21 protein-coding genes and 2 pseudogenes are annotated in these 23,975 nt (G+C 66.9%); 7 read left to right on the top strand and 16 right to left on the bottom strand.

Going from position 1 to position 23,975, the window contains the following annotated elements:
* Positions 1-484 precede the first annotated feature (484 nt).
* The 3 genes from AS188_RS01090 to AS188_RS01080 form a co-directional block, all read right to left on the bottom strand.
* Complete coding sequence (locus tag AS188_RS01090; RefSeq protein WP_058859639.1) at positions 485-1,378, bottom strand: universal stress protein; 894 nt, start codon at positions 1,376-1,378, stop codon at positions 485-487.
* 77 nt (positions 1,379-1,455) lie between these two features.
* Complete coding sequence (locus tag AS188_RS01085; protein ID WP_058857291.1) at positions 1,456-3,072, bottom strand: L-lactate permease; 1,617 nt, start codon at positions 3,070-3,072, stop codon at positions 1,456-1,458.
* Positions 3,073-3,219: 147 nt separating this feature from the next.
* Complete coding sequence (locus tag AS188_RS01080; protein ID WP_058857290.1) at positions 3,220-4,173, bottom strand: L-lactate dehydrogenase; 954 nt, start codon at positions 4,171-4,173, stop codon at positions 3,220-3,222.
* A 347-nt stretch (positions 4,174-4,520) separates the two neighbouring features.
* Between AS188_RS01080 and AS188_RS17800 the strand changes: the two are divergent.
* A pseudogene (locus AS188_RS17800) lies at positions 4,521-4,703 on the top strand (hypothetical protein); the annotation flags it as partial.
* A gap of 65 nt (positions 4,704-4,768) precedes the next feature.
* Here the strand turns inward: AS188_RS17800 and AS188_RS16300 are convergent.
* From AS188_RS16300 to AS188_RS01075, 3 genes and pseudogenes are all read right to left on the bottom strand, one after another.
* Positions 4,769-5,097, bottom strand: a pseudogene (locus tag AS188_RS16300) (histone-like nucleoid-structuring protein Lsr2).
* Positions 5,081-5,551: a hypothetical protein gene (locus AS188_RS16745; protein WP_147050637.1), complete on the bottom strand. Its 471-nt coding sequence runs from the start codon at positions 5,549-5,551 to the stop codon at positions 5,081-5,083. The pseudogene AS188_RS16300 and the gene AS188_RS16745 overlap by 17 nt, the downstream one beginning before the upstream one ends.
* Positions 5,552-5,594: 43 nt before the next feature.
* The gene (locus AS188_RS01075) at positions 5,595-6,932 is read right to left on the bottom strand and encodes an ISL3 family transposase (RefSeq protein ID WP_186815390.1); all 1,338 of its coding nucleotides are present in this window, start codon (positions 6,930-6,932) and stop codon (positions 5,595-5,597) included.
* Positions 6,933-7,410: 478 nt separating this feature from the next.
* On the opposite strand from AS188_RS01075, the gene AS188_RS01070 reads away from it, so the two are divergent.
* A complete protein-coding gene (locus tag AS188_RS01070; RefSeq protein ID WP_058857289.1) occupies positions 7,411-7,863 on the top strand; it encodes a hypothetical protein in 453 nt (150 codons plus the stop codon).
* A 128-nt stretch (positions 7,864-7,991) separates the two neighbouring features.
* Here the strand turns inward: AS188_RS01070 and AS188_RS01065 are convergent, their stop codons facing one another.
* From AS188_RS01065 to AS188_RS01055, 3 genes are read right to left on the bottom strand one after another with little or no spacing between them, the layout of a single operon-like run.
* Positions 7,992-8,915 (bottom strand): AAA family ATPase, encoded by a 924-nt coding sequence (locus AS188_RS01065; RefSeq protein WP_083529124.1) that lies wholly within the window; start codon positions 8,913-8,915, stop codon positions 7,992-7,994.
* Positions 8,902-10,317 carry a Mu transposase C-terminal domain-containing protein gene (locus tag AS188_RS01060; RefSeq protein ID WP_236945020.1) on the bottom strand — a complete coding sequence of 472 codons (1,416 nt, stop codon included), beginning with the start codon at positions 10,315-10,317 and terminating at the stop codon, positions 8,902-8,904. The genes AS188_RS01065 and AS188_RS01060 overlap by 14 nt, the downstream gene beginning before the upstream one ends.
* 55 nt (positions 10,318-10,372) lie before the next feature.
* Complete coding sequence (locus AS188_RS01055; RefSeq protein WP_058857287.1) at positions 10,373-11,011, bottom strand: recombinase family protein; 639 nt, start codon at positions 11,009-11,011, stop codon at positions 10,373-10,375.
* 719 nt (positions 11,012-11,730) lie between these two features.
* On the opposite strand from AS188_RS01055, the gene AS188_RS01045 reads away from it, so the two are divergent.
* Together AS188_RS01045 and AS188_RS01040 are read left to right on the top strand one after the other, a co-directional pair.
* The gene (locus AS188_RS01045) at positions 11,731-11,958 is read left to right on the top strand and encodes a hypothetical protein (protein WP_058857285.1); all 228 of its coding nucleotides are present in this window, start codon (positions 11,731-11,733) and stop codon (positions 11,956-11,958) included.
* A gap of 257 nt (positions 11,959-12,215) precedes the next feature.
* Positions 12,216-12,782 carry a recombinase family protein gene (locus AS188_RS01040; RefSeq protein WP_083529122.1) on the top strand — a complete coding sequence of 189 codons (567 nt, stop codon included), beginning with the start codon at positions 12,216-12,218 and terminating at the stop codon, positions 12,780-12,782.
* 258 nt (positions 12,783-13,040) lie between these two features.
* Here the strand turns inward: AS188_RS01040 and AS188_RS01035 are convergent, their stop codons facing one another.
* The 5 genes from AS188_RS01035 to AS188_RS01015 form a co-directional block, all read right to left on the bottom strand.
* Positions 13,041-14,372: a TerC family protein gene (locus tag AS188_RS01035; protein WP_058857283.1), complete on the bottom strand. Its 1,332-nt coding sequence runs from the start codon at positions 14,370-14,372 to the stop codon at positions 13,041-13,043.
* A gap of 387 nt (positions 14,373-14,759) precedes the next feature.
* Positions 14,760-16,115, bottom strand: a complete 1,356-nt coding sequence (locus AS188_RS01030) for a hemolysin family protein (protein WP_058857282.1) — start codon at positions 16,113-16,115, stop codon at positions 14,760-14,762.
* Positions 16,116-17,178: 1,063 nt separating this feature from the next.
* Positions 17,179-17,484 carry a DUF4193 family protein gene (locus AS188_RS01025; protein WP_058857281.1) on the bottom strand — a complete coding sequence of 102 codons (306 nt, stop codon included), beginning with the start codon at positions 17,482-17,484 and terminating at the stop codon, positions 17,179-17,181.
* Between the two features lie 175 nt (positions 17,485-17,659).
* On the bottom strand, positions 17,660-18,193 hold the full coding sequence (locus tag AS188_RS01020; RefSeq protein ID WP_058857280.1) for a GAF and ANTAR domain-containing protein: 534 nt from the start codon (positions 18,191-18,193) through the stop codon (positions 17,660-17,662).
* Between the two features lie 110 nt (positions 18,194-18,303).
* Positions 18,304-18,534 (bottom strand): tautomerase family protein, encoded by a 231-nt coding sequence (locus tag AS188_RS01015; RefSeq protein WP_058857279.1) that lies wholly within the window; start codon positions 18,532-18,534, stop codon positions 18,304-18,306.
* Positions 18,535-18,654: 120 nt separating this feature from the next.
* On the opposite strand from AS188_RS01015, the gene AS188_RS01010 reads away from it, so the two are divergent.
* Positions 18,655-19,188, top strand: a complete 534-nt coding sequence (locus tag AS188_RS01010; RefSeq protein ID WP_109223041.1) for a GNAT family N-acetyltransferase — start codon at positions 18,655-18,657, stop codon at positions 19,186-19,188.
* A 7-nt stretch (positions 19,189-19,195) separates the two neighbouring features.
* On the opposite strand, the gene AS188_RS17045 is transcribed toward AS188_RS01010, so the two are convergent.
* Positions 19,196-19,363: a hypothetical protein gene (locus AS188_RS17045; RefSeq protein WP_169797978.1), complete on the bottom strand. Its 168-nt coding sequence runs from the start codon at positions 19,361-19,363 to the stop codon at positions 19,196-19,198.
* A 166-nt stretch (positions 19,364-19,529) separates the two neighbouring features.
* A complete protein-coding gene (gene trpS / locus AS188_RS01005; RefSeq protein WP_058857277.1) occupies positions 19,530-20,570 on the bottom strand; it encodes a tryptophan--tRNA ligase in 1,041 nt (346 codons plus the stop codon).
* 539 nt (positions 20,571-21,109) lie between these two features.
* Between trpS and AS188_RS01000 the strand changes: the two genes are divergently transcribed.
* Together AS188_RS01000 and AS188_RS00995 are read left to right on the top strand one after the other, a co-directional pair.
* On the top strand, positions 21,110-22,801 hold the full coding sequence (locus tag AS188_RS01000; protein ID WP_373865638.1) for a purine-cytosine permease family protein: 1,692 nt from the start codon (positions 21,110-21,112) through the stop codon (positions 22,799-22,801).
* 196 nt (positions 22,802-22,997) lie between these two features.
* Positions 22,998-23,951 carry an energy-coupling factor ABC transporter permease gene (locus AS188_RS00995; RefSeq protein ID WP_169797977.1) on the top strand — a complete coding sequence of 318 codons (954 nt, stop codon included), beginning with the start codon at positions 22,998-23,000 and terminating at the stop codon, positions 23,949-23,951.
* The last annotated feature ends 24 nt before the right edge of the window (positions 23,952-23,975 follow it).

The following is a 23,975-nucleotide window of genomic DNA, read 5'->3' as shown; positions in this document are numbered from 1 at the left end:
TACCATGGCAGCTCCCAACTGACAGGGAATCTCCGTCACGACCGACACCCACAACCTGCAACACCGGGAAGTCCTGCCCGCTGCAGGCTCAGCCGCATCACGCCCAGTCTAAGCACATCAGAACCTGCCCCGAGCTGCCTCCGGGGCCGGGCATCCTCGGGTCATCCCCGACAGCCCGAACACCGGCGCACCTCATCGAGCGTGACTCTGCCGTCAGGAAGCCCTCGACCGGGCCGATGCGCACCTCCTTGTGGTCCTGCCGTGAGCACGACCGGCGCCACCGTCATGAGGAAGTGCCTCCGATGATGAACGCCTCACAAAGGACGGTCTCTGTCGTGACAACATGCGCCGGGCACTCAGTGGTGCCGCGAGGCAACAGAGCGACCGAACCCCAACCGCCACCCCAACAGTCCGCGCCGGGGGCGCACCTACGGCCACCCCATGACGACGTCGCGGCGGCAGCTTTCACCGGACGTTGCCCGGATCAGTTGTCCTGGTGGGTGGGAACGATCATGACTGGGCTCTCACCGTCGTTGAGCACAGCCTGGGAGACCGAGCCCATGAGCAGACCTCGGAACCCGCCGTAGCCGCGGCTGCCCACGGCCACGATCTCAGCCGATCGGCTGGCTTCGAGGAGTTGGTCGGCTGGCACACCGGACAGCACCGACGTCTCGACCATCAGCCCAGAATGTTCCGATGAGATCTCCTCAGCGACCCGCTCCACCAAGGACTGGGAGGAGCGGATGAGCTGCTCGTGCACTGCCTGGTGTGCTCCCACCGATCCTGGAAGCACGCTTACCGCCTCGGGTACCACGGTGACCAACGCCAGGCCCAGGGCGTGGTCCTCGGCGTACTGGGCGGCGGCCCTGACCGCGGGATTGTCCGCCCCGAGCTTGTCCACCCCAATCACGACCTGGCCTGCGAAGGAACCCTCACGGGTCTGGGCCTGCGGGTCCCAGCGGGCAGGCAGGACCATGACCGGGCACTTGGCGTGGGCTGCCACCGCAGCCGAGACGGATCCGACCCGTCCCCGCACTCCGTGCCGGCCGTGCTTGCCCACCACTAGCGCCGAAGCGGTCTGCGACTCGTGCACCAATACCCCGGCCGCGTCCCCGTGCTGAACCACCCCGACAGCCCTCACGCCCTGAGCCCGAGCTCGTGCCACGGCGGCTTCTGCGACCTGCTCGGCCTCTTCCTCGATGGACTCCAAGAAAGCACCGTAAACGCTGGGCTCCCCGGCTACGGGACGGCCCAGGGATACCACCACCTTCAATGCCACCGATAAGGTCCCGGCTTCGCGGATCGCCCAGTCCAGGGCACGGTCACTGAACTCGGACCCGTCGTACCCCACCGCGATGTGCTTTGCTTGCTCTGCCATCACTCTTGCTTTCCTTTCGTTGTCTCGAGCTCTTGTCCTGGCCCTCCTGTGGGCAGGGCCAGGGTGCCGTGCTGGCCTCAGTGGAGGGAGATCCCGGTCAAGGACAGCACCAGGGTCCACACGCTGATGAAGGCCAGCAGGCCGGCGCTGTAGACGATCGAGGCCCGGAGGATTTCGCTCTCCCGCCCGGAGAGTCCGACGGCGCCTGCTGCGATCGCGATCGATTGGGGTGAGATGACCTTAGCGGCAGTACCCCCGGCCGTGTTGGCGGCAACCAACAGTGTCGAACCGACGCCGATCTCGCTGGCCGTTGTCGCTTGCAGCTGAGCGAACAGAGTGTTGTTGTTCACGACCGAGCCGGTGAGGAAAACCCCGACCCACCCGATGATGGGCGCGAACAGGGGGAACAGAGGTCCGGCCGCCGACAGGGCGTTGCCGATGCTCGCTGACCCTCCGGAAAGATTGGCGATGTTCGCGAGAACCAGGATCACCCCGATCAGCACCAGCGCCCGCCACAGCTCGCGGACCGTGAGTTGCAGCTGTCCAAGGAACATCGCTCCGGTGATCTTCGACGTGGTGAGGTAGGTCGCGAGCACTGCCAGCAGAAGTGCGGTACCGGTGGCATTGATCGGGGTCCAGCTCCACGTGCTTGCGACGACGGCGCCGGCGGCCGTGGTGATCTGCTCGGTCACGCCCGGGATGGGCAGGGTGAGCACGGACCAGTCCAACGCGCCTCCGGGAAGGAAAAGTCCCTTGAAGTACGGGGTGCTCCACACGAAGACGAACGCCGTGAGGATGTAGAACGGGCTCCACGCAGCGACGACCTCACCCGGGGTGTGCCGCTCCAGGGAGGGCGCCTCGACGCCGTCCTCGCGGAAGATCCGCCGAGGCCGCCACACCCGACCCAGAGCCGCGAGAGTCACCATGCCCAGCAGGCCCGGCACAATAGCGGCGAGCTCGGGACCGAGGAAGATCAGGATGCCGGCCTGGCTGAGGGAGAACACCACAGTCAACGCCACGGTCGCCGGCCACGTCTCCCGCAGTCCGCGCCAGCCGTCGAGGATCACCACCAGCAGGAATGGGATGAGAAAGGTCAGCGGTTGCAGGATGAGGACCAGATCGCGGGAGAGCTCCATCACGTCCACCCCGCCGACCTGCGCGCCGACGATCACCGGGATGCCGACGGCGCCGTAGGCGCCGGCGGCGAAATTGGCCACGAGGCTCACCATCGCCGCTTTGAGCGGCCGGAATCCCAGCTGCACCAGCATGGCGGCGCAGATGGCGATCGGAACACCAAAACCTGCCACTCCTTCCAAGAACGACCCGAAGGAGAAGCTGATCAGCAGGACCTGGATTCGTTGATCCGCTGAGATCTGCGCGATCGAGGAACGGATCACGTCGAATCGTCCGCTGGCGACCGCTAGTTTGTAGAGCCACACCGACATCACGATGATGTAGGCGATGGGCCAGATGGCGGTCAGCAGGCCCAGCAACCCTGCCCCGGCCACGGACGGTGCCGGCATCCCGAAGACCCACAGGGCCACGAGCACTTCCAAAAGGAGAGCGATCCCTGCTGCTTTGATGCCCGTCATCTTGAACACGACCAGGCACAGCAAAAATGTCACGATCGGGAGTGCGGCCACGAGGGCTGACAGCCACAAGAGGCCTAGGGGGTCGGTCGTCTGGGTCCACATCAGGGCACGTCCTCAAGCTTTCATGTCTTTGCGGGCCGCCTTTCTGCGAGGGCACCGCGACATGGGTGTGCCGGGAAAAGGGCGGAGATGATTTACCGTCGTAACAAGCCGAGCGACGGGTCGAGCGATGGGTCGGATGACGGCCGGTCAGTTGCGCAACGATTCCAGGACGCCGGCCAGGGCGTCGGAGGAGCGATGGAGGAGCTGAAGCTCTTCCTGTGAGAACGGCGTGTTGGGAATCGGTGTGGCTCCGGTGGAACCCACGACGGAGGGAACCGACAGCGCTATTCCGTCGATGCCGTGAAAGTCCTCCAGGACCGTGCTCACGGGCAGCACCGCCTTCTCGTCCTGCAGGATCGCTTCGATGATGCGGGCGCTGGACAGGCCGATCGCGTTGTTCGTCGCCCCCTTGCCCTTGATCACCTTGTAAGCGGCATCACGGACGTCGGTGGCGATGTGGTGCAGTTCATCGACGGTCAGGCGGGGGTGGTCCTCTGTTTCCCAGTCCAGGATCGGGACGGGACCGATCCTGGCCTCCGACCACAGGGGGAACTCCGTGTCGCCGTGCTCGCCCACGATGAAGGCGTGGATGCTGCTGGTGTTCACGCCGACGCGCTGGGCCAGCTTCCATCGCAGGCGCGAGGTGTCGAGCACGGTGCCCGAGGAGAAGATCCGGTTCCGCGGCAGGCCTGAGGCTTCTGCCGCGAGCACTGTGAGCACGTCGCAGGGGTTGGTCACCAGGACGTAGACGGCATCGGGGGCGACTGCGAGGAGATCAGGCATCATTCCGGAGATGATGTCGGCGTTGACCGAGGCAAGTTCGGTGCGCGACTGTCCCGGCTTCTGCTTGGCGCCTGCGGTGATAACGACAACCTGGGACCCCTCGACAACCGAGAGGTCGGACCCGCCGGTGATGTCGCTCGCGCCGGTGAACTGGGTCCCGTGCGCAAGATCGAGCACCTCGGCCTCGACTTTTTCGGTGGCTATGTCGTAAAGGGCGACATGTCTGGCGGATCCTCGGATCAGGGCGGCATAGGCGATGCTGGTCCCTACGCTGCCAGCTCCGACGACTGTTAGTTTCGAGTTCTGCATAGTCCTCATACCTGAATAATATCCCCGTACGAGATAAGTGCGGAAATCACTTCCACCTGTCGGGACTTCAACGTTGCGGACCATGAGATTGGACACAATCAATTCACTGACGAATCGCCTCTGAGTATAATCAACATTCATTCAGGTTGTGTTCATGTCCTCATTTATGTCGGGGGGGTGTGGGGTATGAGTCCATCACTCCGGCCCCTGCGGTATTGGCTCCAGGACCACGGGATTCTGCTCCGGTGGCGCCAGCGCTTCCGTCTCCTGATCCTGCACCGGCCGATTAGGTCACGACGGGCAACCACGCCAACTGTTCCGCCGCCCGCGCGGCAGAGGCTGCGACGGTCTCCGTCAGTCAACCCGGCGACGGTCTCTGTCTGGACCGTGACGGCAACGCAGTAGCCTGCGAGAAATCAGCCCGCGGGCAGGCCTTCCTGGCCATGGCAAGGCGTAAGGCCTTGGATCGGGTGCAGGGCTTCCCCTCCGCATTTGAGCCGTCCTCTGTCCCTGCAGCCGCAGTAGATCCTGTCAGATGACCCGGGCCCAAACGCGCACGGGCTATGCAACGGCGCGGCAGCGGACGTGTCCACCGGCAGAGGGGTTAGTGAGCGGCATAGTAGGCGTCCTTGACGGACTGGTGGATGCGGCCGCGGTCGGAAACCGGGTGACCGTTGTCTTTGGCCCATGCGCGGATCTTCGCCGTGTCCGGATCAGTGCTCGGGGGCGGGTCCAGGCGTTGCGGGTGCCGCAAGTGCGAGAGGCCTTGCGGCCGGTGGCCACGTAGGGCCGCAGCGCTTCGCGCAACTTCTCCGCGTTGGAGTTCGAGAGGTCGATCTCGTAGTCCTTGCCGTCCAGGGCGAACGTCACGGTGTGCTCGGCGGGGCCGCCGTCGAGGTCATCCTCGAGGCGCACTTCAACTTTCTGAGCCATAGGGGCTGTTCCTTTCATTTCCCACATCGGGGAGTGATGGTGTCAGCGTGACGCTAGCGGGGTCGGAAGGGTCTTCGGCCAGCGAATCAACCACAACATCGTCGACCGAGGAATGATCCTTAGCAACAGAATCTATCAACGCCGTGCTTTTGGTGCGATTGCCGGTAATAACCGTACCTTTTTCAGATAAGTCCCGGCACAACATGCCGTCCTCCACGAAAGGCTTCCACCGCCTCGTGGCGGTGGTATCGATATCGTAGTGAGCGGTGAACGCGGTTGCCGCGATCATCGCCTGTCCAGGACCGCGCTTCGAGCCGGTGCGGACCGCGTAGGCATGCGGGGCGGATTCATCAGCCGCACGTAGTGCCATGACCTGTCGGTCGCGATCGTAGAGCAGCTCCACCGTGTCATTGTTGTCGATCAGGTCGTGGGCCGTCTTGTTCAACGAGGTCACCCCACGTTACTGAATTTTCACGCTTGGCGCCTTTTCCGGGCCTTCACAGCTGAGTGTGGGTAGCGGTTCTCCGCCAGGGGCGATGACCGCCTGCGGCGAGCAGAGCCCGTAACCGGTAGTTGTCGAAGTTGCGGAAGCCGCGGGCGACGCGACGCATGGTCTCGATGACGCCATTGACCGCTTCCGTGGGCCCGTTCGAGGCCCCTGCGGTATCGAAGTAGGCCAGGATCGCGGCCTTCCACCGGCGTAAGGTCCGTCCGAGCCGGGCGATCTCCGGAATGGGACAGGACGGGAAGGCACCGAGAATCTCGGCGACGAGCCGGCGCCCCTGCTCGGGGCGGGCGTGGTAGACCGCGCGCAGCTTCTGGTAGCAATGCCAGGCAAGGGTGACCTCGTGATGCGGGTCCCCGGCCTCGAGCTTCGTGTTGAGTCGGCGGACCTGCCTCTCGGTCAGGTGCTCGGCGCCGATCTGCAGGGTGCGGCGGATCCCGTACAACGGGTCCCCGGCTCTCCCGCGGTGACCCAGAGTGTCCTGCTGCACGCGGCGGCGGACCTCATCGACGACCTGCCCGCCGAGCTTGACCACATGGAAAGCGTCGAGAACGGTGATCGCCTCCGGGAGCTCGTCGCGGATGGCATTGGCGTAGCCGTGGAACGGATCCAGCGTCGCCGTGCGGATCCCGCTCGTGAACGCCGGTCCCTGCTCGATGAGCCAGTCGCCGTAGGCCGCCCCCGTGCGCCCGGGCACCAGATCCAGCAGTCGTGCCCGGGGCCGGCCGTCCTCGCCGCGGGAGTGGTCCACGATCCCGGTGACCAGCCCAGTGCCGGGTGGGCCCACGTGGCGCCAGAGGTGCTCGTCCACGCCCAGGGCGTTCACCCCGGCCAGCCGGTCCTCGGCGGCCAGCTGGGCCTCGATGACCGGAGTGATGGCGTCCCAGACGGTGTTCCAGGCGACCCCGAGCATCTGGGCCAGGGCCGAGACCGCGATGTCGTGGCAACGCAGCTGCGTCACCGCCCAAGCAATCGCGCGGGTGGTGAGCTTGGCCCGCGGTGCCGCCAGCTCGTGGACCTCACTGAAGGTCGTCACCTCGCACGCCGTCTCATGGCAGCGGTAGCGGCGTTTGCGCCAGACCACCCGCACGGGCACCCCGGCGCAAGGCAGGTCGTGCAGCAGCACCGCCACCCGGCCATGGCCGACGGCGAGCACCCCGCAAGCCGGACAGCCCACCAGTGACGGCACGGTCTCGACCATCAGGGTGAACGAGGAGCGGTGCCGCTCGATCGTGAGCACGTGGACATCGGGCAGGTCGAAGAGCGCGCACGCCGGCGCGCACATAGCATGGGACACGTCGAGGCCTTCGAGGACGGTTGGATTCAGCACCCCCATCCTGGAGGCCTCGACCCCTACCCGACCCCCGTGACACGCACCCCGCTTGGGCCCTTACCCACACTCATTTGGGAAGGGCCCCTTTTCCGGTGGAGTCATTCTCTTGTCGAACCCCTCAAACGGCGACGTTCCTCCTGTAGCTCCTAACTAATCACACCGAGGTCATTGTCTCCATTGCTTCCAATAATGAGGAAGCCACCGGTATGCACTGGACCGTGTCTTGGAAGCCAAGGGATGCGAGACGTCTCGCCGAAGAAATTTGCGCCCGCATGTGTGAGGTGCAGAGATAAGTGGCCGTCTTCTCGCAGAGGTAAATGACGCTCTCGGGATTTCCTCGGTGGCATGAACCGCGTCGTACAAGAGTTTTTTCGTTCTGGGGCTGCGGCCGCGGGGCTCCGACCACGGGGGTGGCTTCAAGAGGACGTGCCCCTGATCGGCTACGGTATTGCGAAAGCGAACTGGATGGGTGTCGATGATGAAGCACCGCGCGAGAAAGTACATGTCCTTGATGGCGGCGCTCGGGCTTGCCGGGGTCGTTGCTGGTTGCAGTAGTGACACCGAGGATCTGCCGGCGTTCGACTCCTTGAATGCCACCTACCAGGCCGTCGACGAGGTCGTGGACTGCTCGGAGGACGTATCGGAGCCACCGGTGAAGTCCCCCGGGTCTGGTAAGGACGCAGGCGAGTCGGAGTTGTGCACCAACACGGTCGAAGTGCTGTGGTTTGACAACGACGAAGCCCGCGACGACGTCTACGAGCTCCTGGCCAGCGCGGCCGGATCCACCGGCGCGGTGTACTTCGTGGAGGGCCGGAATTGGTTCGTCGCTGACTATTCCGAAGTACAGGCGGGCTCGGTTCCGGAGCGCAAGATCGATATGGAGCAGCTCGCGGAGGTTCTCGACGCCCAGTACACCGTGGAGCAATAGCTCTTCTTCACCCGTGGAATCCCGCCGCAGACTTGGAACCGTATGGACGGGCGTACCCAGCACAGATGGCGTGCAGGGTCAGCAACGACTTGTGATCGGCGGAGTGCCGTGGCGACGCACTTCCTCGCTCAGTGGCCGATGAGGAGTGCGTCGCGGGCGGCTTCGACGACTTCTGGGGTGACGGTCTCGAGCTGGTTGATCTCCAGGATGCGTTTGATCTGGGTGAGGAGGCGGTCGACGAGGCGGAAGTTGCCGCCGGTGATCCGGGCGATGGTGGCGATCGCGACGGTGCGGGTGAACTCGTCGTCCTCGCCGGCCAGCCCGTCGGTGTGCCAGCGGCGGGCCAGGATGGCGGTGAGCTCTTCGGGGGTGAGCTGGCGGTATTCGTGGGCGAAGCCCACACGGCTGTAGAGCTGGGGGTAGCGTCCCAGGCGTTTGTCGATACCGGGCATCCCGATGAGGATCACCCCGAGGGTGTGACGGTCGTAGTAGTCGCGGACTTGTTCCAGGCCGGTGGTCTTGAGCCGGTCGGCCTCGTCGATGATGAGCAGCTCGGTGAGCCCGGAGGAGCGGGAGTCGGGGTGCACGAACGGGTCGACGCGGCCGTGGCGGTGGTAGTCGATGGCGTAGGAGATCTGCTGGCAGGCCCGCGGGAGGGCTTGGTCGATCTGTCGGGGGCTGGCGGTGACGGTCGGGGTCCACAGCGCGGTGCGGGCCTGGAGGACTTGTTCGGGGATGGGGCCGGGGTCGCGGTCCTCGCCCAGGTCTCGTTGCCACTGCTCCCATTCGGTGGCCCCGGCGTAGTGGCGGGCCGAGAGCGTCTTGCCGACCCCGGGCGGGCCCCAGCACAGGCCGATGTAGCGGTGGGTGCGGACGGTGTCGGCGAACTCGGTGAACCGGCGGTGCTCCCGGGTGGGCAAGAACGCCGGTGCGCCCGGGGGCGGGGATGAGGTGAGCCCGTTGATCTCCCCGAACGTGCCGGAGAGGAAGCGCCGGCCGTCGTCGCCCTTGCCCAACAGGCTGCGGGAGGAGTCCGGCTCAGTCGGTGGCATAGGTCCGCAACCGGTGTCGGGACGCCGGCTCCGCCGGCGGGCCCGCGGTCGGGCGCGGCGCCGGGGCGGGTGGTGGTGCCCAGCGGTCGTCGGCGGGCAGGGCGTCGGCGAGGCTGCGCCGGGCGCGCAACTGCTGCTTCAACTCCTTGCGCCGTGCGCTCCGGGCCTGCTGCAGCTGCTGGAGGGTGATGGTCTCGGCGGCCAGTTCGGGGGCGATCGCCCGGCACAGGAAGGTGTCCTGGTGGTAGACGCGCACCTCGCCGGCGTCGCGGGGGTCGTAGCGGATGGTCACGGTCTCGGAGACGTAGGCGGCCAGCACCGGACAGATGTAGCGGGTGCCGTGAAAGCGGATGCCGTCGCGCTGGACGATGCGGGTGGTCGCGGCGGTGAGCAGCAGCAGGTCGAGATCTTCCGGCCGTGCTGGGGCTCGGGGGATCCACCCGGCCCCGATCCAGCGGGTGGCCGGGGCCTGTCCGGTCTCGGAGTGCACCCGGGCGTGGTAGTCCTCGATGAGATAGCGCTGGACCACTGCGTCGAGCTGCTCCAGGCTCAGGGCAGGTGGTGAGGTGGGGGTGCCGCCGGTGCCGTGCGGGATGTGTCCGGGCAGGTGCGGGAGCACCTCGGTGGTGATCGTGCCGTAGAAGCGTTCGATCTTCCCCCTCCCCTGCGGGACCCCGACGCGGGAGTGGATGAGCCGGATGTGGGTGTCCAGGCAGACCCGCTCGAGCCGGGTGCTGGTGAAGTCGGCCCCGTGGTCGCTGTAGAGCACCTCGGGCAGCCCCTGGACCGGCCAGGCCGGGTCGGGCTTGGCCCGCACGGCCTGGTGCAGGGCCAGGGCGGTCTGCTCCGCATTTGGGGCGCCGGTGAAGACCGTGTAGCCGGCGACCGCGCGGGAGTAGTCGTCGAGGATCACGCTCAGCCACGGTCGCACCGGGTTCCCCCGGCGGTCGAGGATCGCCACGTCGAGCAGGGTGTGATCGGCCTGCCACTGCTCATTGGGCCTGGTGGCCGTCCGGCGGTGCACCAGTTCGAACCGGTCCCGGTAGGCGGTGTCTCCTTCCAGGGCCAGGGTGCGCAGCCCGGGGTCGATCGCGGCGATCACGCTGCGCACGCTCGAGTAGCTCGGGGGCGCCCAGCCGCGCTCCGGGGCCAGATCGCACACCCGGCGGTGGATGAACGTGGTCGTCGGTGCCGGCCGGCGCAGCGCCAGGGCCTCGATCACCGCGATCAGCTCCTGAGGCAGCCGGCGGTGGCCGCGGTCGCTGCGGACCTGGCGTTCCAGTCCGGCCGTCGAGGAATCCGCCCGGTACTCGGCGGCCCAGCGCTGCAGGGTGCGGACCGAGACATGGGCGTGGACGACGAGCCGGGTCAGCGGCACCCCGTCGTCGAGGTGCTGGCGCAACAGTGCCGCTTTCTCCTGCGGACTCAGCTGCACCACCACCATCACCCCACGGGGATCAGCCCACCGGACCGCGGTCGGGCTCGGGTTCGGCGGCGGTGACCGGTCCAGCCGTCACCGGCTCCGGCGGTCGGGGCGGAAGGTGGCGGTAGAGACTGGTGCGGGTGATCCCGGTCTTCGCCACGATCTCCGCCATCGTGTGCCCGGCCTCGCGCAGGTGCACCGCGTAGGCCAGCTTGTCCGGATCCACCACTGTAGGCCGTCCGATCCGCCGGCCCTTGGCCGTGGCCACCGATCGGGCGTGGGCAACGCGCTCGAGAGTGTAGGTGCGCTCCATCTGCCCGAACAACGCCAGTAGCACCACCGCCAGCTGCGCCATCGGATCGTTCGGGTTGGTGGAGTCCACCTTGATCGGATCCGCGAGGTTCCGTACACCCACCCCTCGCTCGGCCAGATCGTGGATCAGGTTCAGGGTGTCGCGCACGGTGCGCCCGAGCCGGTCCAGGGTGTGCACCACGATCACATCGCCCTCCCGTGCGTAGGCCAGGGCGGCAGTCAGTCCGGGACGCTCGGTGGTGGCCCCGGACTTCTTGTCCACATAGATCCGCTCCGGGGCGATCCCGACCTGCCGGAGGGTATCGATCTGCCGGTCGAGGTCCTGTTTGGCCGTCGAGACCCGCGCGTAGCCCAATTCCATGCGCTCAGCGTACCGGAAGTCGGTTCCGTACGACCTAGATGGCACTGAGTTCTAGGCCTAACTTCTGGCATTCAAATCGATATCCATAGTCCCCGAACGTGGATCTCGGCGCCGACCGTCCCAGTACCTAGGAAGTGGGACGCCCATCTTGAGCCGGCGCCCTCGATCGGCTCGACCTCGACAAGAGGTCTCCCATCCCCTCGCGGGTCGGGCCCGGTGCGTACATTTCTGTGGTGGACCATTCCCCTTTGCAACCTCACCTGATTGCCTGATCCATAGAGGGTCTGGAACGGGGGAAGAGGGGACACATGCGGGGATCAAAGACGCAGGGGCTGCTGACGGGAATGGCCGCCCCGACGGCTCTGGCGGCCGCCGGTTGCTTCGCGGCGGGGTACACGCTCCTGGGGCTGGGGCTTGTCGTGCTAACTCTTGGCCTGGTCTATGCCGGTTGGCGCGCCGTGAAGCGCGGCCGGACGACCGAAGCGATGGAAGCCAGAGCCGAGTACGACCGGCTGCACGGGAGAGAGCATCACGACGAGTCCAGCTGAGCCGCCGGCGCCCTGGGTGGGGTACCCCCGATCGGGAAGTCGGCGCGCCCGTCAGGGTGCAGCAGGCCGAGGCCGGCACGGGCTCTGAGCCCCGCCTTCGTAGTACTTCGTGAGATCCGTCGTGGGGTGTTGTGCTCCGCGCTTCGGACGGGCAGACCGATAGGGGGCATCGTGGCCACGGGAAAAGCGCCGATCAGCGGGAGCATCGCCATCGTCTTGGGCGTTCTGGCTGTGACCCTCTTGGTCCTCGCGATTTTCGACGGAGTCTCCTGGAGCACGGTGGTGGGCGCGTTCCTCAATCTCGCGCTCTTCGTCATGGTGTGGCGAGGAGCGAAAGAGCAGGATCGGGAGTACCGAGAGCGCATGGAACGCCTGGAAGAGCGCCTGAAAGGCGATTAGTTCTACCCCCGACGCCCCGAAACCTGTCCCATGCACTTCGGCCCCCAGCGGTCCAGCTGATCGGACCACACACCCTCGAGGCCGTCAGTTAGCTCTGTGAGAAGCGCGCCACTTATCGCTGTGGTTCACACCCGCATGTTTCCGCGGTTTGGCTTGTCTCGCATCCTTGTGCTTTATCCATGCCCCTAGAATCGGATACTCAACGTCAGTTGCGAGACAAATGAGGTGGGCATGGGGAAGTTGATCGGTACGCCAGGGTGTCGACGCGCCAGCAGGATGCAGACCGTCAAGTGGCTGACCTTCTGAATGCCGGTGTTCGGCGCGATGACGTATATGTCGACAGTGGAGTGTCTGGCGCCCGTGCTTCGCGTCCGCAGTTCGACCGGGCGGTGGCGGCGCTCGAGTCGCGGGATACTCTGGTCATCACCACGCTGGACCGTTTGGGTCGGTCGACGCAGAACATGCTGGCCTTCGCCGAAGCGCTGCGGTGGAGGGGTGCGGGGTTGCGGGTGCTCAACCTCGGTGGGGGAGACGTGGACACCACCACTCCGATGGGCTCGATGGTGTTCACCGTCATGTCCGCTCTGGCGCAGATGGAGCTGGAGATCAAACGGGAGAGGATCACCGACTCGGTGGCCAAACGCCGGGCCGCCGGCAAGGACCTCGGCGGGCGGCGCCAGACCTTCACCGACTCCCAGGTCGGCAACGCGCTGCGGCTGATCGACGGCGGGGAGCCGGCCACCCAAGTGACCAAGGACCTCGGGATGTCGCGGGCGACGCTCTACCTGCGGATCCGGGAGCTGCCGCAGGCGACGACCATCTGAGGCAGTCGTTGTCTGTGGACATCGTGATGCACATGTCGTGCCCCAGCGGGCTTTTCACCACTCGGGGCGAACGGGCATGGCCATCCCGCCTGAATGCCAGCAGCCCGGACAAGCGCAACGGGGCCCGCTCGTGGTTCCCCGGCGGGCCAGCACGTCGGCACTGGATGCGGGAGTTCCGGTGAGGGCGATGGGGGGTGGAGTCCCGTGTGCGCGGGGGAGGAATCTCCTCGGGGGCGGTCCCTCCCCCGGAGGGCGGGCTCAGATGGTACTGGTGCCGTCGTCGTCGCGTCGGTTGTCCGAGGTGGTGGTCCCGGCGGCGGCCTGCGTGTCGGCGTGGGTGCCTTTGACCGACTCGGCCGCAGCGGCGGACACTGGCTCGGGTTCGGGGGCCACGCCGGTGCGCTCGTACTGGCGGTGCTTGCCGTGGGCGCGGTCCAGCAGCTCGTGGAAGTGCCTCTCGGATTCGATGAGCTCCTCCCGGTAGCGGGGGGAGATCGAATCCATCTTCTCCTGGTAGCGGGCGACTTTGGCGGCCAGGGCCCGGCGCTGCTCATCCGGGGCGTCCTGCGGCAGGGTGACGTACTGCTCGGCGGTCGTCTGCAGTCCACCGATGATGCGCAGGGCCCGCCCCTTTGGACTGAACAGTGAGGCCAGAACCGTGATCATCAGCACGCCGATGATCACCGACAGCGACAGCCCGATGCTGATCTCCACGACGTCGACGTGCTGCCCGTTGTTGATGAAGCCCAGGGTGTTCTCGTGCAGGGCGTGGATGATCAGCTTCACCCCGATGAAGCCCAGGATGATCGCCAGGCCCCAGGAGAGGTAGATGAGCCGGTCCAGCAGCCCGTCGATGAGGAAGTACAGCTGGCGCAGGCCCATCAGCGAGAACGCCACGGCGGTGAACACCAGGTAGGTCTCCTGGGTCAGGCCGAAGATCGCCGGGATGGAGTCCAGGGCGAAGAGGATGTCGGTGCCGCCGATGGCGACCATGACCAGCAGCATCGGGGTCATCGCCCGCTTGCCGTTGTGGACGGTGAACAGCTTGTCGCCGTCGTAGTAGTCGGTGGTGTGGATGAAGCGCTTGGCCAGGCGGACCACGAAGTTGTCGGCCTCGTCGTGGCCCGACTCCGAGAGCTCGCCCTTGATGAGCGAGCCGGCGGTGAGCAGCAGGATCAGGCCGAAGGCGTAGAACACCCACGCGAACTGGTTGATCAGCCCGGCGCCCACGAAGATCAGGGCGGTGCGGGCCACCAGGGCGAAGGTGATGCCGAAGAGCAGCACCTTCTGCTGGTCCTCGCGCGGCACCTTGAAGGACGCCATGATGATGAGGAAGACGAAGAGGTTGTCCACGGACAGCGCCTTCTCGGTGATGTACCCGGCGTAGTACTCCCCGGCGTAGCGACCACCCCACTCCACCAGGACGAACAGGCCGAACAGGAGCGCGAGGCCCACGTAGATCGCCGACCAGATCGCGGCTTCCTTCAGCTGGGGCTCGTGCGCCTTGCGCACGTGGAACACGTAGTCGAAGAGGAGCAGGCCGGCAATGGCCGCGATGGTGACGATCCAGACGGTGGGTGAGACTTCCATGGTTCTGCTTTCGGGGTCGAGTACGGGACAGCCGTAAGTCTCTCCGCCGAGCACGCCGCACCCTTCGGGTGCGCCGCGCTGGGTCCGGCCGCTGCGTCCGGCCGGGTCCGGGGACCCGACGTGCTGACGTCCACAGCGCTGAAGGATACTCCCCTAGGCTTTTGCCAGGGTATACGAGGTCCTGTGCTGCCTTCTATGAGGAAGGGCACCTACGGCGGGTGGCCCCTTGATGGGAACAGAGCAATGGGGGCCACTTGCGAGGCGATATCCAGCGACGGTCGCTGGAGGAGCGCACCCGGCGCCCGGGCCGGAGTGGTCGGCGCGCCCGACGCAGTCTCGATCCCGGAAGGGGGTGCTGGCGACTGGGTGCCTGGGCGCACCGGCGGGTCAACCGGCCGGTTCTGTCTCGGTGGTGCTGGCTTCGGTGGCGTTGGTTTCTGGCAGGCGGATGATGCGCACGCGCTCCACCCGGTTGCGGTCGGTGGCGATCACTTCCAGCCGGTAACCGTCGACCTCCACGGCGTCGCCGGTGCGCGCCACCCGTCCCAGCCGCTCCATGATGAACCCGCCGACGGTCTCGTAGTGACCCTCCGGGATGACCAGCCCGGTCTCCGCCGGGACCTCCTGGATGATGAGCCCGCCGTCCACGAGCACCGCCTCGCCTTTACGCAACACGGTATCCTCGTGCTCCTTCGCCCCGGTGTCGAACTCGTCGTAGATCTCGCCGACGAGCTCCTCGACGAGGTCCTCCAGGGTCACGATGCCCGCGGTCCCGCCGTACTCGTCCACGACCAACCCGATGTGGTGACCGCCCTTGCGCATGAACTGCAGGGTGCGCAGCACGGAGTTGGTCTCGGGCAGATAGGGTATCGGGCGCAGGATTTCGGCCAGGGTGCGCGGGGGTGACTCGATGACCCCGTCCCCGTCGGCGTCGACCACCACCAGATCGCGGATGTGCACGAAGCCCAGGACGTCATCGATGTCTTCACCGGTGACCGGGTAGCGGGAGTGCGGCAGGGCCAGGGCCTGCCGGTAGGCCTCCGTGACGGGCAGGGTGCCGTCGAGGAAGTGCACGTCGGGGCGCGGGCGCATGACCTCGGCCAGCCGGCGGTCGTCGGCCTCGAAGACGTCGGTGAGGATCGACCGGGAGACGGGGCCGAGGCCGCGGGTGTCCACGACCATTTCCCGGATCTCCTCGGCCGTGACTTCCTCGGTGACCGCGTGCGGATTCCCGCCGAGCAGGCGCACCACGGCGTTGGTGGAGACCGACAGCAGCCAGATGACCGGGCGCATCAGCTTCGCGAAAAAGCTCAGTGGCGGGGCCAACACGCGGGTGAAGCCCACGGAGCGCTGCATGGCCAGGCGCTTGGGCACCAGCTCCCCGAAGACCAGGGAGAGGTAGGCGATGACCAGAGTCATTCCGATCAGCGCCGTGGTCTGCGCGGCGGCGCCCGACAGCCCGGCTTGTTCGAACAGTGGGGCGATGTCCGGGGCGATGGTGGAGGCGCCGTATGCGGAGGAGAAGAACCCGGCCACGGTCACCCCGATCTGCACGGCGGAGAGGAACAGGTTCGGGTCCCGCACCAGTGCTGCGGTCCGCGCACCCTTGCGCCCGGAGCGTTCGATCTTTTTGATCTGGCTCTCGCGCAGGCTCACGATCGCCATCTCCGTGCCGGCGAAGACGCCTCCGACCACCACGAAGGCCAGCACGAGGCCGAGGTTGATCAATGTGTCGCTGTCCATAAAAGTCCTTCAGTCTCCAATACAGATCAGGTTCAAGCGCACCGGGTCAGTACCGGTAGGGCATCAGCGCAAGAGGTAGTTGACAAGCGGTGCACGGGCTCCGCGGCAACAACCGGCGGCCCGGGTCGAGGGCGCCGTCGCTGCTGCCAGGGCGCTTTGTGTGGGAGGGCGCCGCCGAACTCGGTGTCTGGGGTTGCTCTCTGCAGGCCTCCGGCGCGCAGGATGCCCGACAGCCGGGTCACGGTATCGGGCCCGACGATGGGCTCGCTCAGCACCTGCCCGACCGTGGTCGTGCTGCCCCGGCTACCAGCGCGGTCATGCCGTGGCGAGCGTGCACCGCATCGATGGGCGTCCCGGTGGCCCTCTGCCCGGGCGGGAGGGAAGTATCAGTGCGTGGGTGCGGCGTTCAGTGTCACTCCGACCAGGAGGCAGAGCAGGGGCCTCTGCTCCACTGCCCCGCAGGATCCGTCCGGCCCGAAGGCCAGGGTCTGTCATCGGGGGCGTCGCAGGCGGCGCTCATGATCTCAGTATTCCACTAACGGTCGGGGCCTGGGTATCAGGCCGCAGGAAACGCCCAGATAGCAGTGTTGGCCGGAAAAACGCTGTGAGTTCCACCCCACGACCGCAAGGCACCGGGTCCGGGACCCTAGCCTGGGGTCGTGGCTACCCTCAGCACCCCTGTCCTGCTGGAGGTGCTCGGTGGCGCGGTCACCATCACCGGGCTGGTGCTGCTGGCCGGTGGGCTGCTCCTGCGCTGCTGCTACCTCCGGTGGCTCACCGCCGAGGCCCGTGCACGTGCTCGGGGGGCGGCCAGCCCCCATTGCCCTCGAGCACGTACACGGGCCTCCGCGAGGAACCGTGGCTTCCCCCAACACAGCCCGCACTGACCACCGGGGAGGTGATCACGGTGTACTACCGCGCCGGTCCCCCCCCGAACGGTGGATCCTGGCCGTTCCCTACCACCACACCTGGGCACTGCTGGGGGCCGGTGCTCTTCGGCATGGCCCGAGATCACCGGTGGGTCTCTCCCGGCGGCGACCGGGCTACTCGGGTGCCTGGCGAGTCAGGCCTCGCAGTCGGTGCAGAACCGGTGACCACCGGTCTCACGGGCCAGCCGGCTTCGGTGGTGGACCAGGAAGCAGGAGGCGCAGAGGAACTTGTCGTCCTGTTCGGGGATGATCTGGATGACCAGTTCTTCCGCCAACAGATCTGCCCCAGGCAGGTCGATGCTCTCAGCGGCGTCGGCCTCGGCATCGTCGATGTCCGGGCTTTGGAGGGGCCCGCTGCCGGCGGCGCGGATCACCTCCAACGACTCGTTGGCCTGCGCGTCCTCCGGGCTGGGGCGCGGAGCGTCGTAATCGGTGGCCATGGTGGTCCTCTCCGGGTGATGAAGGCTTGGGAAGGCTCAGGTGAGCGGTGGTAGTACGGTGTTCTGCCATTTCGTCGCCCTGGGGGTAGGACGTGTTTCGGTGTCGGTCAGCCGACGGTGTATCTGCAGTGCGGTCTGGCGGCCCCGGGCGGGGGTGGCCGGACGAGGATGGCACTCAGTGATCAGCAGGGTGGGCGGCCACCAGCTCGGCGACCAGTTCCCGCAGCTTGATTCCGCGGCGGTGGGAGGCCGTACGCAGGAGGCGGAAGGCCTCCTCCTGCGGGCAACCGTATTGGCCCATGACGATGCCCACGGCCCGCTCCACGGTGGTGCGCGAGGCAGTGGCCGCGGCCAGCTCCGCCTCCCGATCCCGGCGGCGCAGCAGCAGCGACGCCTCTCGCAGTGTCCGGGAGGTGGCGGCGACCATCTGCTGCACCGCCTGGATCTGCGCGCTGTCGAACGCGTGGGGACGGTCGCAATGGGTGTTCAGGCACGCCGGGCCGACACCGGCCAGGTCGAAGGGCACCGCCAGGACGGAGCGGATGCCGTCGTAGGCGGCGGCGGTGGCGTAGGGCGGCCACCGCCGATCGGTGCGGATGTCCCCGGCATGGACGAGGAGCTGCTCGCGGGCGGCCGTCAGACAGGGGTCGTCGGCGAAGCGGATCTGCATCTCGTCCAGTTCCCGGGCACGGTCATCGCTGCAGGCCACGGTGGAGGCTTCGCCCTCGTGCAGCGCGGTGATCGTGCACCAGGCCTGCTGGTCGCCACAGGACAGGCCGTCGGCCAGGATCCGGGTGCATGTCCTGCTCCGGATCGATGCTAGGAGGGAACGCCGTTCGTGGGTGCTCCGAGGGATTCGTTCTGTCCGGAGTCGGCCAGTGTCACCCCGGCTACGCCCCAGTTCTCCCGCGGAAACTCCTCGATGACCACCCGGATGGTGTCCGGGCGCATGTTCATCACGCGTGCGTAGGTGTTCGTGAGCTCGGCGATGAGCTCACGTTTGCGTTCCGTGCTGGAAGCGGTGGCGTTGAGGACGTGGATCATCGGCATGGGTCAGCTCCTTGGTCGGGATCCCACCATAGGCGCCAACAGATGTGCGGTAGGGGTTCTGAAGCGACACCAGAAGTTCTGTGCGCTGTGGTGCCGCGGGCTCGTGGTCGACTGGGGGACATGTTCGATCCGCCTGACCCGATCGCTGGGGTGTGGCCTCGGCGCACCGGCCGATGCCTGCTGCGTCCGGTGCGGGCCGCCGACCTGGATGCGATGCTCGTCTACCGGGGTGACCCGCACGTCACCGAGTACCTGGGCCATGCCGCGTTGTCGCGCGATGAGGTGCAGGAGCGCATCCGGGCCCGTTTGTCCGGGCAGGATGCGGTGCCGGGGTGGTTCGTGCGCGGGGTGGCGGTCTTCCTGGAGGGCCGGATGATCGGGGATGCGACGCTGCGTCTTCAGCCGGCTCCTGCAGGGCAGTCCTGGCAGTTGTGGATCGGCTACGCGCTGCGACCGGAGGTGTGGGGGCGCGGCCTGGCGACCGAGGTGGCCACCGAGCTCGTGGGCATCGGCGAGGAGCTGGGTCTGTCGGTCTGGGCGGAGACGTTCGCGCAGAACAGCGCATCGCAGCGCGTCCTCGAGAAAGCAGGGCTGGAACTCGTGGAGGAGACCCTGGTCAAGGGCCGGCTGTGCCGCGTCTTCCGGAAGTGCTGACGTTCGTCTATGGCCGCCAGTTGCCGGTGCGGTCGCCGTGCTGGTGCGCGTAGTCCTTGATGCCGGCGGTGACGCCCTTGCGCACCACCCAGTAGAGCAGCCACAAGGTGAGGGCGACCATGAGCGACCAGATGAACAGTCCGAGGAACGCTCCGAAGCCGGCGACGTCCATCATGAGGATCCTCCTGGGGTAGGTCTTTCCACGCTATAGAGGATTGCCGTGTTCTTCTCCACCCCGCCCGTGCTGTGCGTGTCGGCCGCTCCTCCTGTGTTCCGCACATCGTGCGCCGGCTTCACATCCCGGCCCGGGGGGGGGGGGAGGACTGGGTGGGTGTGGAGGTTCAGTAGGTGGTGCCCATGGTTTCGCGGACTTCGGTGAGGGTGGCCTCGGCGATCTCGTGGGCTCGTGCAGTGCCGCGGCGCAGGATGTCGCGCACCAGGTGCGGGTCCCGGGCCAGTTCCTGTCGGCGTCGCCGGTGGTCGGTGAGGAAGTCGTTGACGGCCTCGGTGGTGAGCTGTTTCAGGCGCCCGGCCCCGGCGTCGCCGACCTGTTCGGCGATCTGTGCCGGGGTGGTGCCCCGGCACAGGGCCGCGGTGGACAGCAGCGCGGCGACCCCGGGGCGGGTTGCTGGGTCGAAGGTGATCCGGCGGTCGGCGTCGGTGACGGTACGCCGGATCACCGCCGCGGTCTCCTCGGCGGTCATCGACAGGGCGATGGTGTTGCCGTAGCTCTTGGACATCTTCCGCCCGTCCAGTCCCGGTACTTCCGGGGCGGCGGTGAGCAGGGCGTCGGGGACGGGGAAGACGTGCCCGTAGCGGTCGTTGAAACGGCGGGCGATGACCCGGGTGATTTCCACGTGGGGCAGGTTGTCCTTGCCCACGGGCACGAGGTTGCCCTTGCAGAAGAGGATGTCGGCGGCCTGGTGCACCGGATAGGTCAGCAGCAGCCCGCTCAACGCCCGGCCGGAGGCGGCGGCCTCGGCCTTGACCGTGGGGTTGCGGTGCAGCTCGGCCTCGGTGACCAGGCTCAGGAAGGGCAGCAGCAGCTGGTTCAGCGCCGGTATCGCCGAGTGGGTGAAGATCGTGGTGCGCTTCGGGTCCAGCCCGGCGGCCAGGTAGTCCAGCACCGCACTGTGCACGTTCTCCTGCACGCGGTCGGTGGTGTCGCGGTCGGTGATGACCTGGTAGTCGGCCAGCACCAAGAACGTCTCCACCCCGGCCTGCTGCAGCCGGAGGCGTTCGATGATGCTGCCGAAGTAGTGGCCCAGGTGCAGAGCCCCGGTGGGGCGTTCCCCGGTGAGTACCCGGAAGTTCTGCGGGGCCTGGGCGATGGTGCGGGTCAGTTCGGCTGAGCGCTGCTCGGCGACGGCGAACGAGTCCATGTGCGTGCTCCTGTTCGAAAGGGAGCTGCACGCAAGGCCGTGGCGGTGGGGCACGGGCTGCTGTGCAGCCCGTGGTCGTGCTTCAACCGGCTGCTATCGCAGCCACCACCACGCCAGACGGTTGAAGATCATGCCCATACTCTACGCACACGGCGCACCAACCACCCGGGGATCAAGGGTGGGTAGCTCACCGCCACCACTCGCTTTACATATGGCCCAGATAGCGGCCATCAGGCTACCTTTCATGGCACCCAGCGACGCAGCAGTCCCGTCCCTTCTTGTATCGATGCAGGATTGTCTGGTCGTGACGATGAAGAATTCGATGAATAGGAGTGGCACGGGTTGGACCTTCGGTCCATGACGGTTCACCGTATGCCCCGCGGCCTCGGGCGCTCTTTACGCTCGAGAAACAATGGCGACATGGTGCGGCATCATGGCGTCGCTAGGTTCGCAGGCGACGCCCGCCGACCGAAGGAAGCACCGTGACCGATCAGCTGCCCCCGCCTTTTACCGACCCGGGGGCGCATCCCGCTGCCGGGATTTCTGTTCTCGACTCGCCGGCAGCTCCCGCCGGCGCGCACGCCCCGGGAGCCCCCGAGCGCGACGTCAGCCAGGCCACCAAGGAGTCCTTGGAGGACTACACGCTGCGCTTCGCCCCGCGCTCGTACCGGAAGTGGGGCCCGGGCGTGGTGGCGACCAGTGCCTTGGGTGGCATCGCCTACCTGGCCGATTTCTCCATCGGCGCCAGTATCGGCATGACCCACGGCACGGCCAACGCCCTGCTGGGCATCGCCGTGGCCGCGGTCATCATTTTTGCCACCGGTCTGCCGCTGGCCTACTACGCGGCCCGGTACAACATCGACCTGGACCTCATCACCCGCGGCTCGGGCTTCGGCTACTACGGGTCCGTGGTCACCAACATCATCTTCGCCACGTTCACGTTCATCTTCTTCGCCCTTGAGGGCTCGATCATGGCCCAGGGTCTCGAGCTGGTGCTGGGCATCCCGCAGGCGATCGGGTACGCGATTTCCACGCTCGTCGTCATCCCGCTGGTGATTTACGGAATGAACACCCTGGCCAAGCTGCAGGTGTGGACCACCCCGTTGTGGCTGTTGCTGATGGTCTTCCCGTTGGCCTTCCTCGTGGTCACCAATCCGGAATCGGTGGAGACCTTCTTCGCCTACCAGGGGCAGAGCGGCGACGGCGGACTCAGTATGTCCGCGGTCATGCTGGCCGCTGGGGTGTGTCTGTCCCTGATGGCGCAGATCGCCGAGCAGATCGACTACCTGCGCTTCATGCCGCCCAAGACCGCCGCCAACCGCCGCGCGTGGTGGACCGCCGTGGTCATGGGCGGGCCCGGCTGGGTGGTCTTCGGCGCCCTCAAGCAGGCCACGGGCCTGTTCATCACGGTCTGGCTCCTGGCCAAGCTTGACCCGGCCGCCTCCGCTACGGCCACCGAGCCGGTGCATCAGTTCCTCGGTGTCTACGAGGAAATGATGCCGACCTGGCTGGCGCTCACCCTGGCCCTGATCCTCGTGGTGGTCTCGCAGCTGAAGATCAACGTCACCAACGCCTACTCCGGCTCCCTGGCCTGGACCAACAGCTTCACCCGGATCACCAAGCACTACCCGGGCCGGTTCGTCTTCATCCTGTTCAACCTCGCCATCGCTCTCGTGCTGATGGAGGCGAACATGTTCGACTTCCTCAACACCATCCTGGGCTTCTACGCCAACTGCGCGATGGCTTGGGTGGTCACGGTTGCCACCGACATCGCCGTCAACAAGTACCTGCTCAAGCTCTCGCCCAAGGCCCCCGAATTCCGCCGCGGCATGCTCTACGCCGTCAACCCGGTCGGCTTCGTCTCGATGCTGCTCTCCGCGGGCGTGTCGATCGCCGTGTTCTTCGGCGCTTTCGGGGCCGCCGTGCAGCCGTACTCGCCGATGTTCGCGATTGGGCTGGCGTTGGTCTGCCCGCCTCTGCTCGCTGTGGCCACCCGTGGGAAGTACTACCTGCGGCGCATCGACGACGGCATCGATCTGCCGATGTTCGACGCCGACGGCAACCCCTCTGACGTCAAGCTCATGTGTCACGTCAGCGGCCTGGAGTTCGAGCGCCCGGACATGATGCTCTCTGCCGAGCCCGGACCGCACGGGGAGAAGCAGTACATCTCCTCACTCGCCCTGGCGACCGACAAAACCGGGCGGTACGTGCTGCCTGCCCAGACGTCCTAGTCCGGGTTGTGCACATTCTGCGGTGGTGCGGCCCTCCGGTCCGCACCACCGCAGCGGTCTGTGACCCGACGCACGGCGTGATACATCGAGAAAACGCTGACGACACAGACCCGTAATACGGCCTTGTCATGCTTCCGGCAGTGCGGGTCGCGTCACCAGCCCGCAAGACGGTCCTTCCGGAAGGCGGCTGATTCCCGTGCACGTTCCTGATCATCTTCTTGATCCCGCAGTGTCTTTGACGACAGCGGCGGTCGCCGCCACCAGCGTCGCAGTCGCGGCGTGGCGGGCCGGCGGCGAGAGGTCCCGGCACGACCTCACCTTCGGTGCAGCGGTGACTGGATTCGTCTTCGCGGCCCAGATGGTCAACTACGCGGTGCTGCCGGGCACCAGCGGTCACCTCATGGGCGCTGCCCTGGCCGCGGCCCTGTTGGGACCGTGGCGGGGGATCCTCTCGGTCACGATGGTGCTGGTCGTCCAGTGCCTGGTCTTCGCCGACGGCGGGCTCACCGCGCTGGGCACGAACGTGGCGCTCATGGCTCTCCTGGGGGTCGGCTGCACGGCCGCCGTCATGGGCCTGGTCGACCGTGTGGCCGCACGACCGTCGCCGTTGCTCGGTGCGGGACTGGGCGCGCTGATCTCGGTGCCGGCGGCTGCGCTGGTGTTCTGCGGGCTCTATCTCCTCGGCGGCGCTACGTCGGTGCCGGCCGGTGATCTCCTGGGATCCATGCTCGGCGTCCACGCCTTGATCGGGGTCGGGGAGGCAGTGATTTCCGTGTCGGTCCTGGCCTTTGTCATGGCGCTGGCTCCGGGTCTGGCCGCCGCTGATGAGCGCGCTTTTGTCGGGTCGGCGCAGCCGCGCGGGGTCCTGGGCCTGGTCGGCGCGGGATTGGTCTGCGCCGCTGTCCTGTCCGGTGTGGCCTCCTCCGCCCCCGACGGACTGGAGTCCGTGGCGATGGCCTACTCCTTCGTCGACACCTCCGGAACCCATCCCTTCGCCGGTAGCGTCCTGGCCGGATACGGGGAGTCCACGGGGTGGCCGACCGCTCCGGTCGGGGTTCTGGGATGGGCGCTGACGGGTGCCTCGGCGTGGCTGCTGCTGCTGGTGACACTCCGCTCGTCTCGCTCTCGTGCGGCAACTTGCCCCGCTTGATCCCACCGCTCCCACCACCTGAAG

The organism is Kocuria flava, assembly GCF_001482365.1.
In the GTDB taxonomy this organism is placed as follows: domain Bacteria; phylum Actinomycetota; class Actinomycetes; order Actinomycetales; family Micrococcaceae; genus Kocuria; species Kocuria flava.
The sequence above is the reverse complement of the archived record's forward strand: the minus strand, read 5'-3'. Positions and strand labels throughout refer to the sequence as shown.

Excerpts from the sequence above, each read along its gene's own strand:
- AS188_RS01090 (WP_058859639.1), bottom strand. The coding sequence starts at position 1,378 with ATGGCAGAGCAAGCAAAGCACATCGCGGTGGGGTACGACGGGTCCGAG.
- AS188_RS01085 (WP_058857291.1), bottom strand. The coding sequence starts at position 3,072 with ATGTGGACCCAGACGACCGACCCCCTAGGCCTCTTGTGGCTGTCAGCC.
- AS188_RS01080 (WP_058857290.1), bottom strand. The coding sequence starts at position 4,173 with ATGAGGACTATGCAGAACTCGAAACTAACAGTCGTCGGAGCTGGCAGC.
- AS188_RS01070 (WP_058857289.1), top strand. The coding sequence starts at position 7,411 with ATGATGAAGCACCGCGCGAGAAAGTACATGTCCTTGATGGCGGCGCTC.
- AS188_RS01065 (WP_083529124.1), bottom strand. The coding sequence starts at position 8,915 with ATGCCACCGACTGAGCCGGACTCCTCCCGCAGCCTGTTGGGCAAGGGC.
- AS188_RS01055 (WP_058857287.1), bottom strand. The coding sequence starts at position 11,011 with ATGGAATTGGGCTACGCGCGGGTCTCGACGGCCAAACAGGACCTCGAC.
- AS188_RS01035 (WP_058857283.1), bottom strand. The coding sequence starts at position 14,372 with ATGGAAGTCTCACCCACCGTCTGGATCGTCACCATCGCGGCCATTGCC.
- AS188_RS01030 (WP_058857282.1), bottom strand. The coding sequence starts at position 16,115 with ATGGACAGCGACACATTGATCAACCTCGGCCTCGTGCTGGCCTTCGTG.
- AS188_RS01025 (WP_058857281.1), bottom strand. The coding sequence starts at position 17,484 with ATGGCCACCGATTACGACGCTCCGCGCCCCAGCCCGGAGGACGCGCAG.
- AS188_RS01015 (WP_058857279.1), bottom strand. The coding sequence starts at position 18,534 with ATGCCGATGATCCACGTCCTCAACGCCACCGCTTCCAGCACGGAACGC.
- AS188_RS01010 (WP_109223041.1), top strand. The coding sequence starts at position 18,655 with ATGTTCGATCCGCCTGACCCGATCGCTGGGGTGTGGCCTCGGCGCACC.
- AS188_RS17045 (WP_169797978.1), bottom strand. The coding sequence starts at position 19,363 with ATGATGGACGTCGCCGGCTTCGGAGCGTTCCTCGGACTGTTCATCTGG.
- trpS (WP_058857277.1), bottom strand. The coding sequence starts at position 20,570 with ATGGACTCGTTCGCCGTCGCCGAGCAGCGCTCAGCCGAACTGACCCGC.